At 59.6% G+C, this 15,329-nt stretch carries 15 protein-coding genes and 1 pseudogene; 10 read left to right on the top strand and 6 right to left on the bottom strand.

The window, feature by feature from the left end; translation table 11 throughout:
• The 3 genes from GFU70_RS07480 (at window position 1) to GFU70_RS07470 (ending at window position 3,653) form a co-directional block, all read left to right on the top strand.
• Window positions 1-408 carry a YybH family protein gene (locus tag GFU70_RS07480; RefSeq protein ID WP_058545243.1) on the top strand — a complete coding sequence of 136 codons (408 nt, stop codon included), beginning with the start codon at window positions 1-3 and terminating at the stop codon, window positions 406-408.
• 49 nt (window positions 409-457) lie between these two features.
• Window positions 458-1,972 (top strand): purine-cytosine permease family protein, encoded by a 1,515-nt coding sequence (locus GFU70_RS07475; RefSeq protein WP_226921158.1) that lies wholly within the window; start codon window positions 458-460, stop codon window positions 1,970-1,972.
• Window positions 1,973-2,264: 292 nt separating this feature from the next.
• Complete coding sequence (locus tag GFU70_RS07470; protein ID WP_058545241.1) at window positions 2,265-3,653, top strand: sodium:solute symporter; 1,389 nt, start codon at window positions 2,265-2,267, stop codon at window positions 3,651-3,653.
• Window positions 3,654-4,030: 377 nt separating this feature from the next.
• Here GFU70_RS07470 and GFU70_RS28895 read toward each other — a convergent pair whose 3' ends face one another.
• Window positions 4,031-4,159 carry a PA1414 family protein gene (locus GFU70_RS28895; protein ID WP_003198971.1) on the bottom strand — a complete coding sequence of 43 codons (129 nt, stop codon included), beginning with the start codon at window positions 4,157-4,159 and terminating at the stop codon, window positions 4,031-4,033.
• A 139-nt stretch (window positions 4,160-4,298) separates the two neighbouring features.
• Window positions 4,299-5,192, bottom strand: a complete 894-nt coding sequence (ptrR, locus tag GFU70_RS07465; RefSeq protein WP_058545240.1) for a putrescine utilization regulator PtrR — start codon at window positions 5,190-5,192, stop codon at window positions 4,299-4,301.
• Window positions 5,193-5,296: 104 nt separating this feature from the next.
• On the opposite strand from ptrR, the gene GFU70_RS07460 reads away from it, so the two are divergent.
• The gene (locus GFU70_RS07460) at window positions 5,297-6,469 is read left to right on the top strand and encodes an MFS transporter (RefSeq protein WP_153387804.1); all 1,173 of its coding nucleotides are present in this window, start codon (window positions 5,297-5,299) and stop codon (window positions 6,467-6,469) included.
• On the opposite strand, the gene GFU70_RS07455 is transcribed toward GFU70_RS07460, so the two are convergent.
• Together GFU70_RS07455 and GFU70_RS07450 are read right to left on the bottom strand one after the other, a co-directional pair.
• Window positions 6,470-7,924, bottom strand: coding sequence for an NCS1 family nucleobase:cation symporter-1 (locus tag GFU70_RS07455; RefSeq protein ID WP_153387803.1), 1,455 nt, complete (start codon window positions 7,922-7,924; stop codon window positions 6,470-6,472).
• A gap of 397 nt (window positions 7,925-8,321) precedes the next feature.
• The gene (locus GFU70_RS07450) at window positions 8,322-9,158 is read right to left on the bottom strand and encodes a S1 RNA-binding domain-containing protein (RefSeq protein WP_013692512.1); all 837 of its coding nucleotides are present in this window, start codon (window positions 9,156-9,158) and stop codon (window positions 8,322-8,324) included.
• A 338-nt stretch (window positions 9,159-9,496) separates the two neighbouring features.
• Between GFU70_RS07450 and GFU70_RS07445 the strand changes: the two genes are divergently transcribed.
• The 3 genes from GFU70_RS07445 to GFU70_RS07435 all read left to right on the top strand — a co-directional run bounded on the left by GFU70_RS07445 (window position 9,497) and on the right by GFU70_RS07435 (window position 11,538).
• Window positions 9,497-9,685, top strand: coding sequence for a hypothetical protein (locus GFU70_RS07445; protein ID WP_018607615.1), 189 nt, complete (start codon window positions 9,497-9,499; stop codon window positions 9,683-9,685).
• Between the two features lie 194 nt (window positions 9,686-9,879).
• Window positions 9,880-10,590 (top strand): TorF family putative porin, encoded by a 711-nt coding sequence (locus tag GFU70_RS07440; protein ID WP_058544376.1) that lies wholly within the window; start codon window positions 9,880-9,882, stop codon window positions 10,588-10,590.
• Window positions 10,591-10,671: 81 nt separating this feature from the next.
• On the top strand, window positions 10,672-11,538 hold the full coding sequence (locus GFU70_RS07435) for a DUF6279 family lipoprotein (RefSeq protein ID WP_153387802.1): 867 nt from the start codon (window positions 10,672-10,674) through the stop codon (window positions 11,536-11,538).
• 75 nt (window positions 11,539-11,613) lie between these two features.
• On the opposite strand, the gene GFU70_RS07430 is transcribed toward GFU70_RS07435, so the two are convergent.
• Window positions 11,614-12,006, bottom strand: a complete 393-nt coding sequence (locus GFU70_RS07430; RefSeq protein WP_058544378.1) for a hypothetical protein — start codon at window positions 12,004-12,006, stop codon at window positions 11,614-11,616.
• 185 nt (window positions 12,007-12,191) lie between these two features.
• Here GFU70_RS07430 and GFU70_RS07425 point away from each other — a divergent pair, with 185 nt between their 5' ends.
• The 3 genes from GFU70_RS07425 (at window position 12,192) to GFU70_RS07415 (ending at window position 13,838) form a co-directional block, all read left to right on the top strand.
• Entirely contained in the window at window positions 12,192-12,923 is a 732-nt protein-coding gene (locus tag GFU70_RS07425; RefSeq protein ID WP_153387801.1) for a DUF899 domain-containing protein, read from the top strand.
• Between the two features lie 410 nt (window positions 12,924-13,333).
• Window positions 13,334-13,606, top strand: a complete 273-nt coding sequence (locus tag GFU70_RS07420) for a hypothetical protein (RefSeq protein WP_058544380.1) — start codon at window positions 13,334-13,336, stop codon at window positions 13,604-13,606.
• A gap of 52 nt (window positions 13,607-13,658) precedes the next feature.
• A complete protein-coding gene (locus tag GFU70_RS07415) occupies window positions 13,659-13,838 on the top strand; it encodes a DNA-binding protein (protein WP_058544381.1) in 180 nt (59 codons plus the stop codon).
• Window positions 13,839-14,503: 665 nt separating this feature from the next.
• On the opposite strand, the pseudogene GFU70_RS07410 reads toward GFU70_RS07415, so the two are convergent.
• Window positions 14,504-15,206 (bottom strand): annotated as a pseudogene (locus GFU70_RS07410) (transposase).
• Between the last annotated feature and the right edge of the window lie 123 nt (window positions 15,207-15,329).

Below are 15,329 nucleotides of genomic sequence, written 5' to 3'. Positions count from 1 at the left end.
ATGAACGAACAGGACCAGGTGCTCCAGGCCGCCGCAAACTTGGTGTCGGCCTTCGCCCGCAATGACCGCGACGCCTACTTCGGCGCGTTCACCGCCGATGCCAGTTTCGTGTTCTACACCCTCGAACAGCCCCTGCTGTCACGCGATGCCTACCAGGCGTTGTGGGATCGCTGGCGGTCCGAGGATGGCTTCGAGGTGCTCAATTGCACCTCGAGCAACGCCTTCGTCAGCCTGCAAGGGGACGTGGCTATTTTCATCCATGACGTGGCCACCGAGCTGCGCATGCAAGGGGAGCTTCACTTTAGCCAGGAGCGCGAAACCATTGTGTTTCGCCAAGAACAACAAGGCCCATGGCTGGCCTGCCACGAACATTTGTCCGCAATGCCGGAAGGGCTGCCAATCCCTTAGCAACAGGTGACGCCCGCACACGACGGGCGCACCTTTATGATCGGAGCAGATCATGCATAACAATAACGACAACAGCCTTACGCAAATTGAAACCTTCGGGGTCGAGCAGATCCCGGACCACGAACGAACCGCCGGCCCAAGCGACCTGTTTCGCCTGATCTTCGGCGGCGCCAACACCTTCGCCACCGCCGTGCTCGGCAGTTTCCCAGTGCTGTTCGGCCTGTCATTCCAGGCCGGTGCCTGGGCCATTGTGCTGGGCGTCCTGGTGGGTTCGATCATCCTCGCGCCCATGGGCCTGTTCGGCCCGCTCAACGGCACCAATAACGCGGTGTCTTCCGGTGCGCACTTCGGCGTGCACGGGCGGATCGTCGGCTCGTTCCTGTCGTTGCTGACCGCCATCGCGTTCTTTTCGCTGTCGGTGTGGAGTTCCGGGGACGCGTTGATCGGCGGCGCCAAGCGGCTGATCGGCGTACCGGAAACCGACCTGAGCCTGGGCCTGGCCTACGGCTTGTTCGCCCTGCTGGTCTTGACGGTGTGCATCTATGGCTTCCGCTTCATGCTGTGGGTCAACCGCATCGCCGTGTGGGCCGCCAGCCTGCTGTTTTTGCTGGGCATCCTCGCCTTCGCGCCCACATTCGACAGCCAGTTCGCCGGCACGGTCAGTCTCGGCCAGCCGGGCTTCTGGGCGGCGTTCATCGGCGCAGCGCTGGTGGCCATGAGCAACCCGATTTCCTTCGGTGCGTTCCTGGGTGACTGGTCGCGCTACATTCCCCGCAATACGCCCAAGCGCCGCATCATGCTGGCCGTGATCGCTGCGCAGCTGGCGACGTTGATCCCGTTCCTGTTCGGCCTCGCCACCGCCACCATCGTGGCGATCAAGGCGCCGGACTACATCGCGGCCAACAACTACGTGGGCGGGCTGCTGGCGGTTTCGCCAAGCTGGTTCTTCCTGCCGGTGTGCCTGATCGCGGTGATCGGCGGCATGTCCACCGGCACCACATCGCTTTATGGCACGGGCCTGGACATGTCCAGCGTGTTTCCACGGGTGCTGTCGCGGGTCAAGGCGACACTGCTGATCGGCGTGCTGTCGATCGCCTTCATCTTCATCGGGCGCTTCGCGGCGAACCTGGTGCAGAGCGTCTCGACTTTCGCCGTGCTGATCATCACCTGCACCACGCCGTGGATGGTGATCATGATCATCGGCCTGCTGGTGCGCCGCGGCTTCTACTGCCCGGATGACCTGCAAGTGTTCACCCGCGGCGAAACCGGCGGGCGCTACTGGTTCAGCCACGGCTGGAACTGGCGCGGCCTGGGGGCATGGATCCCCAGCGCGCTGGTGGGGTTGTGCTTCGTCAACCTGCCGGGGCAGTTCGTCGGGCCGCTGGGGGAACTGGCTGGCGGGATCGACATCAGCCTGCCGGTAACCCTGGGGCTGGCCTCGGTGGTGTACCTGGTATTACTGAGCCTGTTTCCAGAGCCCGCGGCGGTGTATGGGCCGGGGGATCCGCGTAGCAAGGACTCTTCGGTGTCCATCGACAAACCAGCCCTCAGGCAAACCGCCTGATCCGAACACACGAAATACCTGTGGCCAGAGATTGCTCCCGCTCGACTGAGTCCGTAGGAGCTGTGTAGGAGCTATGTAGGAGCTGTCGAGTGCAACGGGGCTGCGATCTTTCCCCAGACACTTGAATCTCAAGCGAAAGATCAAAAGATCAAAAGATCGCAGGCTTCGCCAGCTCCTACAGAGCCCAGCGGGAGCAATCTCTGGCCACAAAAGCGCGTTCGCACTGAGGCTGCAGTGCCAGGGACAGCACCGCCTCGTCCCATATAAAAAATAGAATCGGAGACACGCCACCATGGCTTTGGACTTAATCGTCGTTCTTCTCTACGCCACTGGCATGATCGCCCTCGGCTGGTACGGCATGCGCCGCGCCAAAACCCGTGATGACTACCTGGTCGCCGGGCGCAACCTCGGCCCAGGCTTCTACCTGGGCACCATGGCCGCCACAGTACTGGGCGGTGCGTCCACCATCGGCACCGTGCGCCTGGGCTACGTCTACGGCATTTCCGGATTCTGGCTGTGCGGCGCCATTGGCCTGGGCATCGTCGGCCTGAGCCTGTTCCTCGCCAAGCCGTTGCTCAAGCTCAAGATCTACACCGTGACCCAAGTGCTGGAGCGCCGCTACAACCCGGCCGCGCGCCAGGCCAGTGCGCTGATCATGCTGGTTTACGCGCTGATGATCGGCGCCACCTCGACCATCGCCATCGGCACCGTGATGCAAGTGCTGTTCGGCTTGCCGTTCTGGGTGTCGATCCTGGTGGGCGGCGGCGTGGTGGTGCTGTATTCCACCATCGGCGGCATGTGGTCGCTGACCCTCACCGACATCGTGCAATTCTTGATCATGACCGTTGGCCTGGTGTTCCTGCTGATGCCGATGTCCATCGGCGATGCCGGCGGCTGGGACGCGATGGTGGCGGCCTTGCCGGCCAGCTACTTCGATTTCACCGCGATTGGCTGGGACACCATCCTCACCTACTTCCTGATCTACTTCTTCGGCATCTTCATTGGCCAAGACATCTGGCAGCGGGTGTTCACCGCCCGCAGCGAGGGCGTGGCGAAAGTGGCAGGCACCGCCGCCGGCCTGTACTGCGTGCTGTACGGCCTGGCCGGTGCGTTGATCGGCATGGCGGCCAAGGTGTTGCTGCCGGACCTTGCGAACGTCAACAACGCCTTCGCCAGCATCGTCCAGACCAGCCTGCCCAACGGCATTCGTGGATTGGTGATCGCCGCAGCCCTGGCAGCCCTGATGTCCACTGCTGCGGCGGGCCTGCTCGCGGCGTCCACCACGGTGGTCCAGGACTTGCTGCCCCGTCTGCGTCAGGGCCGTGAAAGTGGCAGTGGCGACGTTCATGAAAACCGCATCGCGACCCTGCTGATGGGCGCGGTGGTCTTGGTGATCGCCCTGGTGGTCAGCGACGTCATCAGTGCCCTGACCCTGGCCTACAACCTGTTGGTGGGCGGCATGCTGATCCCGCTGATCGGCGCCATCTACTGGAAGCGCGCCACCACGGCCGGCGCGATCAGCAGCATGTCGCTGGGCTTCCTGACCGCGCTGTTCTTCATGCTCAAGGACGGCCTGGACGCCAACACGCCGATCTACTACAGCCTGAGCGTGGCACTGGTGAGTTTCGTGCTGGTGAGCTTGCTGTCGCCACGGCCAAGTGCGGTGGCCAAGGTGATTTGAGCAAACACTGAGAGGCGGTTTTCTTCGAGGGGTGTGGCGTCGGTGGCCATGCCCTTTTTTTACCTGACATCGCCCCTGTGGTGAAGGTCGTAGCTCGCGCGGGGCTCTGTAGGAGCTGGCGAAGCCTGCGATCTTTTGATCTTTTGATCTTTCGCTTGAGATTCAAGTGGCTGGAGAAAGATCGCAGCCTCGTTGCACTCGACAGCTCCTACACAGCTCCTACAGAGCTTCAACAGAGCTTCAACAGAGCTTCAACAGAGTTTCGACAGAGCTCAGCGCGGGCAAGCTTCCTCATATCACAAACAAAAAGATCGCAGTGGCGGGCCATCTCAATTGAAATGGTCCGCAACTGCGATCTCTCCAAATGCCTGGTGGGTTTACCGGCGGCGCGGTTGGCGGCGGCGTTGCTCGTCATCGGTGCGGATCGGTACCGGTTGCATCGGTGGCTCGATCAGGCCAAGCGCGACACCCAGGTCGTGAAGCCAATTCTGGATTTTCTCTTTCATCGTGGTGCCCCCTCAGGGTGGTACGAGCGGCAAATTACTGTGGCCCCTTCGCACTGATAATAGTCCGATGTTCTACGCAATGCTCGTCTCAGTTTGCAATGATCTGTTACTGAATTGATCCAAATCCACCTCCCGGAGTTCAAGCCGATTGCGCCGTCGCCAGGGGCGCTCGCGGCCAGGCCTGTTGTTGCAATTGGATCCAGGCGTTGAGGTTGGCCCCGACCATGCCTTTGCGCCACATCAGCCAGGTCGTGGCGCTGGCAAACGGCTCGGCCAGCGGATGTACCGCCACCCGCTCGCGGCCCGGCAGGCTGGCGAGCATCGACTCGGACATCAATGCCACCCCGGACCCGGCGATCACACACGCCAGCATCCCTTGGTAAGACTCGATTTCCATCGCCCGGCCCATGGTCGCGTGGTCATGGGCAAACCAGGCTTCCAACCGCATCCGGTAGGAACAGCCACGCCGGAACGTGAACACCGCGCGGCCCTGCACATCCAGCGCACTGCGTACCGGCGCATGATCGGCCTCGGTAATCAGTACCAACCGCTCGTCGCACAACGGCACGCCATCAAGCCCCGCCAGCTCCAGCGGGCCGTCCACCAGCGCCGCGTCGAGCCGATTGGTGAGCAGGCCCTCGAGCAATTCACCACTCGGCCCGGATTGCACCTGCAGGTTCACCGCCGGATACGCCCGGTGATAAGCCGCCAGCAGGTCCGGCAGATGCGTCGCCGCCGTGCTGTACATCGTACCCAGCACAAAATCCCCGGCCGGCTGCCCACCCTGCACGGCGGCATGGGCTTCGTCGTGCAAGGCGAAAAGCTTGGCCGCATAGTCCAATAGGACTTTTCCTGCCGGTGACAACTGCAAACGCTGACGCTCGCGCAGGAAAAGGTCCACGCCCAGCTGCTCTTCAAGCTGCTTGAGCCGGGTCGAAAGGTTCGACGGCACCCGGTGCAGGCGCTCGGCAGCCCGGGTGATGGAACCTTCCTCGGCCACAGCCTGGAAAATCCGCAATTGGCTGAACTCCACGACATTCTCCAAAAAAGAACAAGTTACTCACTATTATTCATTTTTAATGAAAGTCAATCAGTCCTAGCCTGACGGTCATTCGCCTCGACACCCGGAGAACGACCATGTCACCTCTAATTCGCCTGCTCGGCAGTTTCATCGCGCTGATGATGGCCATGGGCATTGGCCGCTTCGCCCTTACGCCCCAGTTACCTCATTTGATCGGCGAAGGTCAGCTCGACTTGACCGCCGCCGGTCTGATTGCTGCGTCTAACTACCTGGGTTATTTGCTCGGCGCGCTGGATGCCATGTTCGCCCGCCGTCCGGAACAGGTGCGGCGGCGGTTACTCGGCGGCCTGTGGCTGTGCGTGCTGCTGACACTGGCGTCGTTCTGGGCCTGGGGTTTCTGGCCACACCTGGCGTTGCGCTTTGGTACCGGCGTGGCGAGCGCCTGGGTGCTGGTGATGATCACCGCCCTGAGCCAACCCTTGGCAGCGGCGGCGGGACGGCCACGGCTCGGCGCGCTGGTGTTTGCCGGCCCGGGGCTGGGGATTTTCCTGACCGGCTTGCTCGCCCTGGGCTCGAACCTTCTGGGCCAGAGCTCCGCCACCCTGTGGCTGGTGTATGCCGGCGTGGCGTTGGTGATGTTGCTGGTGATCTTGCCAATTGTGCCGCAGCCGAGCGCAACAACACCTGTCGCCGGGCCGGCCAGCCCTTCGCCGAACGCTGGCATCGCTCGACTGGGCGTGGTGTACGCACTGTATGGCGTGGGCTACATCATTCCGGCCACGTTTCTATCGCAAATGGCCTCGGCGCAGTTCCACGGGCAATGGCTGGCAGACCTGTTCTGGCCCTGCTTCGGCCTGGCCGCCGCCACCGGCGTGTTGTTGGTCAGCCTGCGTCGCCCCAACCCGAACACCACCGGTCGCTGGCTGATCGGTACGCTCTGGCTGCAAGCCGCCGGGGTATTTGCCTGCCTGCTGGGCAGCGGCCCGGGCCTGGCGTTGGGCGTGATCCTGTGTGGCACGCCGTTCCTGGCCTGCATGCAACTGGTGATGCTGCGCTCCCGGGAACTGGCGCCCCACGCCACCCAGCGCAACGCAGGCCTGTTGACCGCCTGCTTTGCCGTCGGCCAGCTCAGTGGGCCCCTGCTGGCGGCGCTGAGCAGCCATTTCAGCGGCGGCCTGCAACCGGCGCTGATCATTGCCGGCAGCGGCCTGCTGCTGGCCGGCGGCCTGTTGCTGCGGCCCGCCAGCCGGGGCGCGACAAGCCCTTGCGCCCAGACCGCGCTGCGGTGATCAGGCCTGGCCGGCCGGGCTGAACGACTTGTTCAACTGCGCGGCCGGCTCACGTCGCGCCAAGGCGAAATACAACACCCCGCCGAGCAAGCAACCGGTGAACCAAGCAAAGTTGGCCATCGGCTGCAGCAGCGGCGTGAAGGTGATCGCCACGCCCATCAACGTCGCCGGAATCAGCGCCTTCACCGCGGTCCAGTTGATGCCGCCACTGTAGTAATAACGCCCGCTCGGCCCGTCATTGAACAGCGCATCGACGTCGATCTGCTGCTTTTTGATCAGGTAGTAATCCACCAGCAGGATCCCGAACAGCGGCCCGATAAACGCAGCAAGCACGTCCAGGGTGTAGTGGATCACTTCGGGGTTGTTGAACAGGTTCCACGGCGTGATGAAAATCGAGGCCACCGCCGCGATCATGCCGCCGGCGCGCCAGCTGATCTTGCTGGGGGCGACGTTGGCGAAGTCGAACGCTGGGGAGACAAAGTTGGCGACAATGTTGATGCCGATCGTGGCGGTCACAAAGGCAAAGGCGCCCAGCAAGACAGCCACATTGTTGTCGATGCGCGCCACAGTGGCGATCGGGTCATGGAGCATTTCGCCGAACACCGGCAAGGTCCCGGAAACAATCACCACGGTGACCAGGGAGAACGCCAGGAAATTCACCGGCAGCCCCCAGAAATTGCCCCGGCGCACGTCAGACATGCTCCGGCAGTAACGGCTGAAATCGCCGAAGTTCAGGGTCGGGCCGGAAAAGTAAGACACCACCAGCGCCGTTGCCACGATCACCTGGCCGAATGCTTGCCAACCAGACAGGGACTTTTCCGCCAGGGTGAAGCTGATATTGCTCCAACCGGCCTTCCATACGATCCAACCGGCCAGCAGGAACATCACGGCATACACCACCGGCCCGGCCCAGTCGATGAAACGACGGATCGATTCCATGCCGGTCCAGAACACCAGCGCCTGGACGAACCACAAGCTGAGGAAACCGAACCAGCCCAGGTAGGACAAACCGGCGAAATGCGGCGTCGCGTAGACTTCCATCGAAGGAAAAAACCGCAGCACCACGATGATCAGCGCACTGGAGGCCAGGTACGTCTGAATGCCGTACCAGGCCACGGCGATCAAGCCGCGAATGACCGCAGGAATATTCGCCCCGAACACCCCGAACGCCAGCCGACAGATCACCGGGTACGGCACCGCCGCCTGTTGGCTCGGCCTGGCGACCAGGTTGGCGATCAACTGCACGATGGAGATCCCGCCGAGCAAGGCAATCAACACCTGCCAGCTCGCCAACCCCAGCGCGAACAGACTGGCGGCGAAGACATAACCGCCCACGCTGTGCACATCGCTCATCCAGAAGGCGAAGATGTTGTACCAATTCCATTTCTGCGGCAGCGGGCCCAAGTCCTCGTTATAGAGGCGGGGGCTGTAGCCGTTGGGCAATTGCTCGGACATTGCGGGGCTCCTTTGAGTACCGCCGTGCCCCCGCATCGACCTGCTCACCATACTGCGCACGGGAGCCGGCATGGTTTGTATACGCGTTGCTACGCAGAATGCGTGCCATAGGCGAGGAATGTGAGACAAACCGGGGTGTGTGGCGGCGGCGAAAGCCGAGCAATAGCAGGTATGCGCCCACGAACAGGGCGTGGGTGCATGCTAAAGGTGCAGAGTTTTGTATACAGAGGAAAGTCGCAGCGCGCCGCTGTGTGGGAGCAAAGCTTGCTCGCGAAACAGGCGCTTCGGTATCAGAAAGACCGCATCGCCTTATCGCGGGCAAGCCTTGCTCCCACAGCTGGCCTCCCTGGCCACATAAAACCCTTACTTGCCACAGATGCTGTGGCTCGACTGAAAATCAGCTCAATTCAATGCGATCGGCATGAATGACAATCTGCCCATTCTTGTACAGCGCACCAATGGCCTTCTTGAAGTTGCCCTTGCTCACGCCAAACAGGCTGCTGATCAGCACCGGGTCGCTCTTGTCACTGACCGGCAACGTGCCGTTGTTCTCACGCAATTTGGCGAGGATCTTGGCGTTCAGGCTGGTGGCGGCTTCCTGGCCCACGGGCTGCAGGCTCAGGCTGATCTTGCCGTCCGGGCGGATTTCCTTGATGAAGCCTTTTTCCTGTTTGCCGGCGCGCATGAACTTGAAGATTTCATTCTTGTGGATCAGGCCCCAGTGCTTGTTGTTGATGATCGCCTTGAACCCCATGTCGGTGGCTTCGGCGACCAGCAAATCCACTTCCTGGCCCGGCGTGTAGTTGGCCGGAGTCTTGTCCAGGTAACGATCCAGGCGCGCCGTGGCGGTGATGCGGCGAGTGTGCTTGTCGAGGTAGACGTGCACCACACAGTATTCGCCGGCGGTCATCTGGCGCTTTTCTTCGGAGTACGGCAGCAACAGATCCTTGGGCAGGCCCCAGTCCAGGAACACGCCGATGCTGTTGACTTCAGCCACTTTCAGGCTGGCGAACTCACCCACCTGAACTTTGGGTTTTTCCGTGGTAGCGATTAGTTTGTCGTCGCTGTCCAGATAAATGAAAACATTGAGCCAGTCTTCATCTTCACTGGGAATATCCTTGGGAATATAACGATTGGGCAGGAGAATTTCGCCGTCCGCACCGCCGTCCAGATATAAACCGAAGTTAGTGTGTTTAACTACTTGCAAACTGTTGTAGCGCCCGACTAAAGCCATTTCCAATACCCTCATTGCGTGGGCGGCATTCTACCCGGTTTTGCGGTGTGATTCGTGGCCGCAGGCAAGGTTTACAGGCAAGGCCCTGCACAACCGTTGATTTTCCTGGGCTTTCGCCCCAGGCACGGCCACTCGTCAGGCGGGCGACGGTGCGTAGCGCTCGCCATCGTCGCCCTCTTTCGCCCACGGTTGTTATTTAAAACAGAGGCTTAGGGCAATCATTGCAGGGTCACCGCTCATTATTTCGTCACCACAGCGATAATTCAGAAGGATATTTGCCAAGCAATTGTCAAGTATTTCCTGTACGATGCCTGGCCCAATTAATTATCTACAGGTTAATGGCCGTCATGCGCGTAAAAGCATCCAACAGCAAAGCAAAGCCAGCTCCAGCCGTTGAAACCAGCGAGTCGATCAACGACCAGATCGCTGCGTTCCTCAAGTCTGGCGGCGAGATCCAGCAAATTGCCAAAGGCGTCAGCGGCCAGACATTCGGCCCGTCCAAGCAGATCAGCCTGGGCAAGAAGTAAGCTGTGCGTCACCTGGTCCCAAAGCGCTTTGAGCTTCGAAGCGCTTGGACTGGAACCCTCCTAGCACCACCCATTTCCCATGAATCGACGAACGGACTTCGCAGCCGAGCATTCGCCGGTATGCTTGCACCTCTCTAGCTCAAGCCTTTCAGCTTAGTTATCGTTCCTGCCCCTCGCTATTGATGGAATGCAGCATGCGCATCCCCATTGTTCCGCTGACGGTCAGCCTGCTCTCGTGCTCTCTCGTCCATGGGCAGGTATTCCAGCGCGAACTCGGCGACTTCGACCTCAAGCTCGGCACCACTCCCAGCCGCAGCATGGCCCAGGGCCTGGTCACGCCGTCGAGCACCGGTTCGTTCCATGGTGGCCTGGACCTGAGCCACGACAGCGGCTGGTACGTCGGTCAGTGGTCACCCAGCGTGGGCGTATCCGCCGACCTGGAGGTGGATTCCTACATAGGTTTTAAACAGCCCTTCGACCAGACCCTGGGCTACGAAGTCGGCCTGATCCACTACAGCTACCCCACCCTCGATACGCTCGACAGCCAGGAGTTCTACGGCGGCCTGACCGTGCTCGGCAGCCGCTTCGGTGCGGCCCTGAGCAACGATCCGGACAAACAGAACAGCACGCTGTTTGCCGACCTGGGTGGCAACATACCGTTCGGCATTGGCATCAGCGCCAAATACACCACCCACCAACTCAATACGCCAGTGTCGGTCGAGAACGGCTATGTAGGCAGTTTCAGCGACTGGTCACTGAGAATTTCCCGTCCCTGGATGGGCATCGACCTGGACCTGATCTACAGCGACTCGAGCCTCAGCGGCAGCAGTTGCTCGGCATACTCCGGCCACAACAGCGAATGCGACAGCCTGCTGACCCTCAAGATGGCCCACCCTTTTTACTAAGCGTTACGCATTTAATCGGCTGAACTGCCGCGCGTCTGCGATGCTCAAACAAAGCACCTACGCCTTCGCAAGGACTCGCTCATGCCGCGCTGGTTGACCCGCACTGCCATGTCCATCGCCCTGCTGCTGATGCTCACCGCCTGCAGCCGTATAGGCCTGGCCTACCGCAACCTCGACCTGATCATCCCCTGGACCCTCAACGATTACCTGGACATCAGAGGCGAGCAAAAAGACTGGTTCAACGAACGCCTCAAGGACCACCTGACCTGGCACTGCACCACTCAATTGCCCGGCTACCTCGACTGGCTGGATCGCCTCAAGACCATGGTGCAAACCGACCAGGTGACCGACGAAGCCCTGCAACAGCGTACCCGGGAAGCCGAGGCCGCCATCGCCCAAACCGCACGGGCAATCACCCCCTCGGCCATCGAACTGCTGCAAGGCCTGAACGACGACCAAGTCGATGACATGGACGCCGCCTTCGTCAAGGACCAGCGCAAACGCCAGCAGCAATACCTCAAGCCGACGCTGCAAGAACAGATCCAGGAACGCAGCGAACGCATGGTCAAACGCCTGGACGACTGGCTCGGCCCGCTCAACGACGCCCAGCGCCAACGAGTGATGGCCTGGTCCACCGCCTTGGGTGACCAGAACCAGCAATGGATCGCCAACCGCGCCCACTGGCAAAACCAGTTCAGCGAAGCAGTGGCCCAACGCCACAGCCCCGACTTCCCCAAACGCATCGAACAATTGCTGGTCAACCGCGAAAGCCTCTGGACCCCCGCCTACCGCGAAGCCTTCAGCAAAACCGAAGCCCAGGCCCGCAGCCTGCTGGTGGACCTGATGGCCGAAAGCACCCCGCCCCAGCGCGAACGGCTGCTGAAGAAGATCGACGGGGTGAAGAAGGATTTCAGTGATTTGAAGTGCCTGAAAGCAGCACGCTCCTAAAACCACTGAGATCCCATGTGAGAGCGAGCTTGTGTGGGAGCAAGCCCTGCTCCCACGGGATTCAGTACAGGCCTGTCAGGCAATCTGCGCCTTCGAAGCCAAATCATCAAAAGTAAACTCATCCAGCGCATCTTCCTGTTCATCCAACACCTGGCGCGGATGATCATTACCCGGAATGCTGCTGTCGATCAGGCTCAACAACCGCGAACCACGCGGCGTCAGCACAAAATTCTCGCCATTGCCGCCCTGTTCCTCCGGCCGAGGCTCAATATAGCCACGCATAAGCAGCAACTTTTCGTACTCCCCGGCAACCGTTTTCAGATGATCGAGGTTCTCGATCGCCTCGCCTTCAGCCGCTTTCGCCGCCGCATGCTCCTCCGCATAAGGCCGAGGGGTAAAGCTGTGGCCGGCGCCGTTCTGCACTTCGTGCAACAACCGTTCGATCAAGTCCCAGTTATAAGTCGTCATCCTGGTCCATCCTCCAAAGAGTGAGATGCCTACCTAGGTTGTGACCGAGGCGCTGCGCCGCCGTTCAGCCGGGTTTCCAGGCGGTCTCTACCTTGAGCCGACCAACGGCCTGTCGAATTGCTCCGAGGCCAAACGACCAACTGTTAAAGGCCGATTTCGCGGCTCTGACCACAGGAGAAATCACCATGAACGTAGAGAATCATCCAGTCGTCTCGCGGGAAGAATGGCTCGCCGCCCGTCGCCAGCACCTGACCCACGAAAAAGCCTTCACCCGCGAACGCGACAAACTCAGCGCCGAACGCCGCGCCCTGCCCTGGGTAAAAATCGACAAACCCTACCGCTTCCAAGGCCCCCACGGCGAACTGAGCCTGGCCGACCTGTTCGGCGGCCGCAGCCAACTGATCATCTACCACTTCATGTTCGGCCCCGGCTGGACAGAAGGCTGCCAGGGCTGCTCGTTCCTGTCCGACCACATCGACGGTGCCAACCAACACCTGGCCCACCACGACGTCGCCGTGGTCGCCGTATCCCGCGCGCCCTTCGCCGAATTCCAATCCTTCAAACGCCGCATGGGCTGGGCCTTCGACTGGGTCTCATCGCAAGGCTGCGACTTCAACTACGACTTCGGCGTCAGCTTCAAAACCGAAGACACCGCCACCGGAAAAGCCACCTACAACTACGAAAAAACCGACACCACCGAAGGCGAACTCCCCGGCCTGAGCGTCTTCTATCGCAACGAAGCCGGCGACATCTTCCACACCTACTCCACCTACGCCCGCGGCCTCGACATCCTGGTCGGCACCTACAACTACCTCGACCTGACGCCCAAGGGCCGCAACGAAGACGAAATCATGGACTGGGTGCGGCACCACGATAAATACGAAGAGGCCAAGCCCCACGGCTGCTGCCACAGTTGATGCGCCAACCCGCCCGGTCGAGCGCGCCCCCCGTGGCGAGGGGGCTTGCTCCCGCTCGACTGGGCAGCAGTCGCCCGATTTAAGCCGACAAATGCCAGGCCAAACGTCCTACATGAAGCTCGGAAAGCGGTGTCTTGTGGCACCGGAGCGGGCCAGCCTATAGTCCCTCGTCGCCCAAAAAGGCGATTCGGGTTTGGCGACTCGATTACAGAGAATGCGAAAGCTACCAGCTGATTGCAGGTACCGACGCACCCGCAAAGCCGCTATATTCCACGGCGGCTGTGCGCGGGAGATCTTCGGATCTGCCGGTTTTCTCTGTAACCGGTTCGCCAACCTGCGCACAGCCACCACCCAATCGTTTGGCGACGATTGAGTGATGGCTTTCAGCCAATCAAACAGAGATCTTCAAAATGAATCGATATATGCCCATCACTGGCATCGACTGCGTCCCCGCAACGTTGCTCATCGATACCGAAGCCCCGCTGGACGTCCTTTTCGAAACCGCCGACTACCGCATCCGCACCGTGACCCAGGTGCTGGAAAACATCGCGTTCCGCTCGGATATCAGCTCCGATACGGTGGTGCTTTCTGACTTTTGCAAAATGCTGACGATAGCGTTGCGGGATGGCTGCGATGTGATGGATGTGATTGGGAGACGGCTGCGGGCGCAAGCTGCTGAGTAACGAAAACGGGCGACCTTTGGGTCGCCCGTTTTTCACATGCGCGGAGAGTAAAATGATCGAGACCTTTATAGAATTTGACCTCGCAGAATATCTCAGCACTCCCGAGGCCATTGCGGAGTTCGTGAGAAATGCCCAGGAAACCGGCGATACAAGTTATATCGCCAAAGCGACGGAAGGAGTCACACGCGCCAAGGGGATGACCGAATTGTCTAGGGATCCCTCAGAGGGATAGACACGTTTTCTACTGATTCAAACCGAGCTCTCGTAGCTGCATTTCGCTCGCGAAGTCTAACTCATCCCTTTTAACCCTAGTTCCATCTGAATAATGAGAATGACCACAGACACCACACTGATAAGCTAGCAATCCGTTATATCTACCTATAAAAATGCGCCCTCCAGCAGACTTACACTTTGGACATTGCTCATCGACTTCGACCGTTATCAGCTCCTCGACCGTATCGCGCAAAAATCTCGCAATCGCCTCTCCCTCTTGAGACTGGCGCTTCAGGATAGTATTTTTAAAGTTTATTAAATCCGCGACCTTAAAACAGGATCTCTCAACCGGCATTTCCCTCTCATTGACCTTTACAATCCTATCAAACCCATAGGTCGTATACGGCTCACAGTCAAGATGCTGATAATTGCTCCGAGTCCAGCAAAGTAATAATTCAAGAACCTGCCTAGAAGGTGCCTCATCAGCCAGAGCTGAGACTGCCAACTGAAACTCACCCCACACTTTAGTTGGAAGACTACCCATCAAATACCCGCCTTAACAGGGAAAGTTGTTATCAAATTGCCGGCTCTATCGGTAAATACCTTTAACACAGAAGTGGGGACACCGCCATCCTTCAACGTAGTAGTGCCAATCAAAAAAAGCAAACAAAAAAGGGGACAGATTTATTTTTCCAAATCAATCCTTGGCCGGCCCTGCCCTCGTTGCTCTATCCGTACACCAACAATCCGCTCTACCTCGTCCACAAAACGGCTCGTCCCCGTCAACTGACCTCGTTGCAGAGCATCTGCGATTCAATCTGATCTCGTCCGCTGGAACGGCTTGGCGTACGAACTCTTCATACCGACGACAACGCTCCGCACTTGTATTACCCAGAGCAACAAAGCATGGATCAGCATCCAGCCAATGGCCGTCTGGCACATTACCTACCCGGGCTCGATAGCTCGACCATGGGTAATCCGCAGCATCAGCCACCATACGAGCTCGCACGGGATTCAATTCGATGTAACGGCAACAGGCAAGCAAGTAAGAATCCGACTGCACCACACTGAATTTGTAACGGCTTTCCCATAAAGTGCCTGAACGCCCCTCCAACCGATTGCGGTAGCGCGTCGCACGCGCCGCCAGAGCCTTCATCAACTGCCCCAATCCAGCGACCGACTCCCCCGGAGCCAGCAACAGACGAACATGATTGGTCATCAGGCAATAGGCGTAGACCTTTGCGCCAAATGCATCCTTAAGTTCACGCAGATCCGTGAGGTAGCGTTGATAATCCTCAGCGACGGCAAACACCACTTGACGGTTATGACCACGTTGTACGATATGGTGTGGGTAATTCGGTATAACAATACGTCCCATCCTGGGCATATTTGATTCCTCCTCCGTGGAAGCTTTCAGCGTAGCAAAGAATCAAAAAATAAATCTGTCCCCTTTTTTCTGTCCCCTTTTTTCGCTTTTTTCGATGTGATTGGGAGACGGTTGCGAGCGCAA

This window comes from Pseudomonas brassicacearum, assembly GCF_009601685.2.
GTDB lineage: Bacteria > Pseudomonadota > Gammaproteobacteria > Pseudomonadales > Pseudomonadaceae > Aquipseudomonas > Aquipseudomonas kilonensis_B.
Note: the sequence above shows the minus strand (reverse complement) of the source record. Positions and strands in the feature narration are given on the sequence as shown.

Coding starts and splice junctions, on each gene's coding strand:
- GFU70_RS07480 (WP_058545243.1), top strand. CDS start 1: ATGAACGAACAGGACCAGGTGCTCCAGGCCGCCGCAAACTTGGTGTCG.
- GFU70_RS07470 (WP_058545241.1), top strand. CDS start 2,265: ATGGCTTTGGACTTAATCGTCGTTCTTCTCTACGCCACTGGCATGATC.
- GFU70_RS28895 (WP_003198971.1), bottom strand. CDS start 4,159: ATGAAAGAGAAAATCCAGAATTGGCTTCACGACCTGGGTGTCGCGCTT.
- GFU70_RS07460 (WP_153387804.1), top strand. CDS start 5,297: ATGTCACCTCTAATTCGCCTGCTCGGCAGTTTCATCGCGCTGATGATG.
- GFU70_RS07455 (WP_153387803.1), bottom strand. CDS start 7,924: ATGTCCGAGCAATTGCCCAACGGCTACAGCCCCCGCCTCTATAACGAG.
- GFU70_RS07450 (WP_013692512.1), bottom strand. CDS start 9,158: ATGGCTTTAGTCGGGCGCTACAACAGTTTGCAAGTAGTTAAACACACT.
- GFU70_RS07445 (WP_018607615.1), top strand. CDS start 9,497: ATGGCCGTCATGCGCGTAAAAGCATCCAACAGCAAAGCAAAGCCAGCT.
- GFU70_RS07440 (WP_058544376.1), top strand. CDS start 9,880: ATGCGCATCCCCATTGTTCCGCTGACGGTCAGCCTGCTCTCGTGCTCT.
- GFU70_RS07435 (WP_153387802.1), top strand. CDS start 10,672: ATGCCGCGCTGGTTGACCCGCACTGCCATGTCCATCGCCCTGCTGCTG.
- GFU70_RS07430 (WP_058544378.1), bottom strand. CDS start 12,006: ATGACGACTTATAACTGGGACTTGATCGAACGGTTGTTGCACGAAGTG.
- GFU70_RS07425 (WP_153387801.1), top strand. CDS start 12,192: ATGAACGTAGAGAATCATCCAGTCGTCTCGCGGGAAGAATGGCTCGCC.
- GFU70_RS07420 (WP_058544380.1), top strand. CDS start 13,334: ATGAATCGATATATGCCCATCACTGGCATCGACTGCGTCCCCGCAACG.
- GFU70_RS07415 (WP_058544381.1), top strand. CDS start 13,659: ATGATCGAGACCTTTATAGAATTTGACCTCGCAGAATATCTCAGCACT.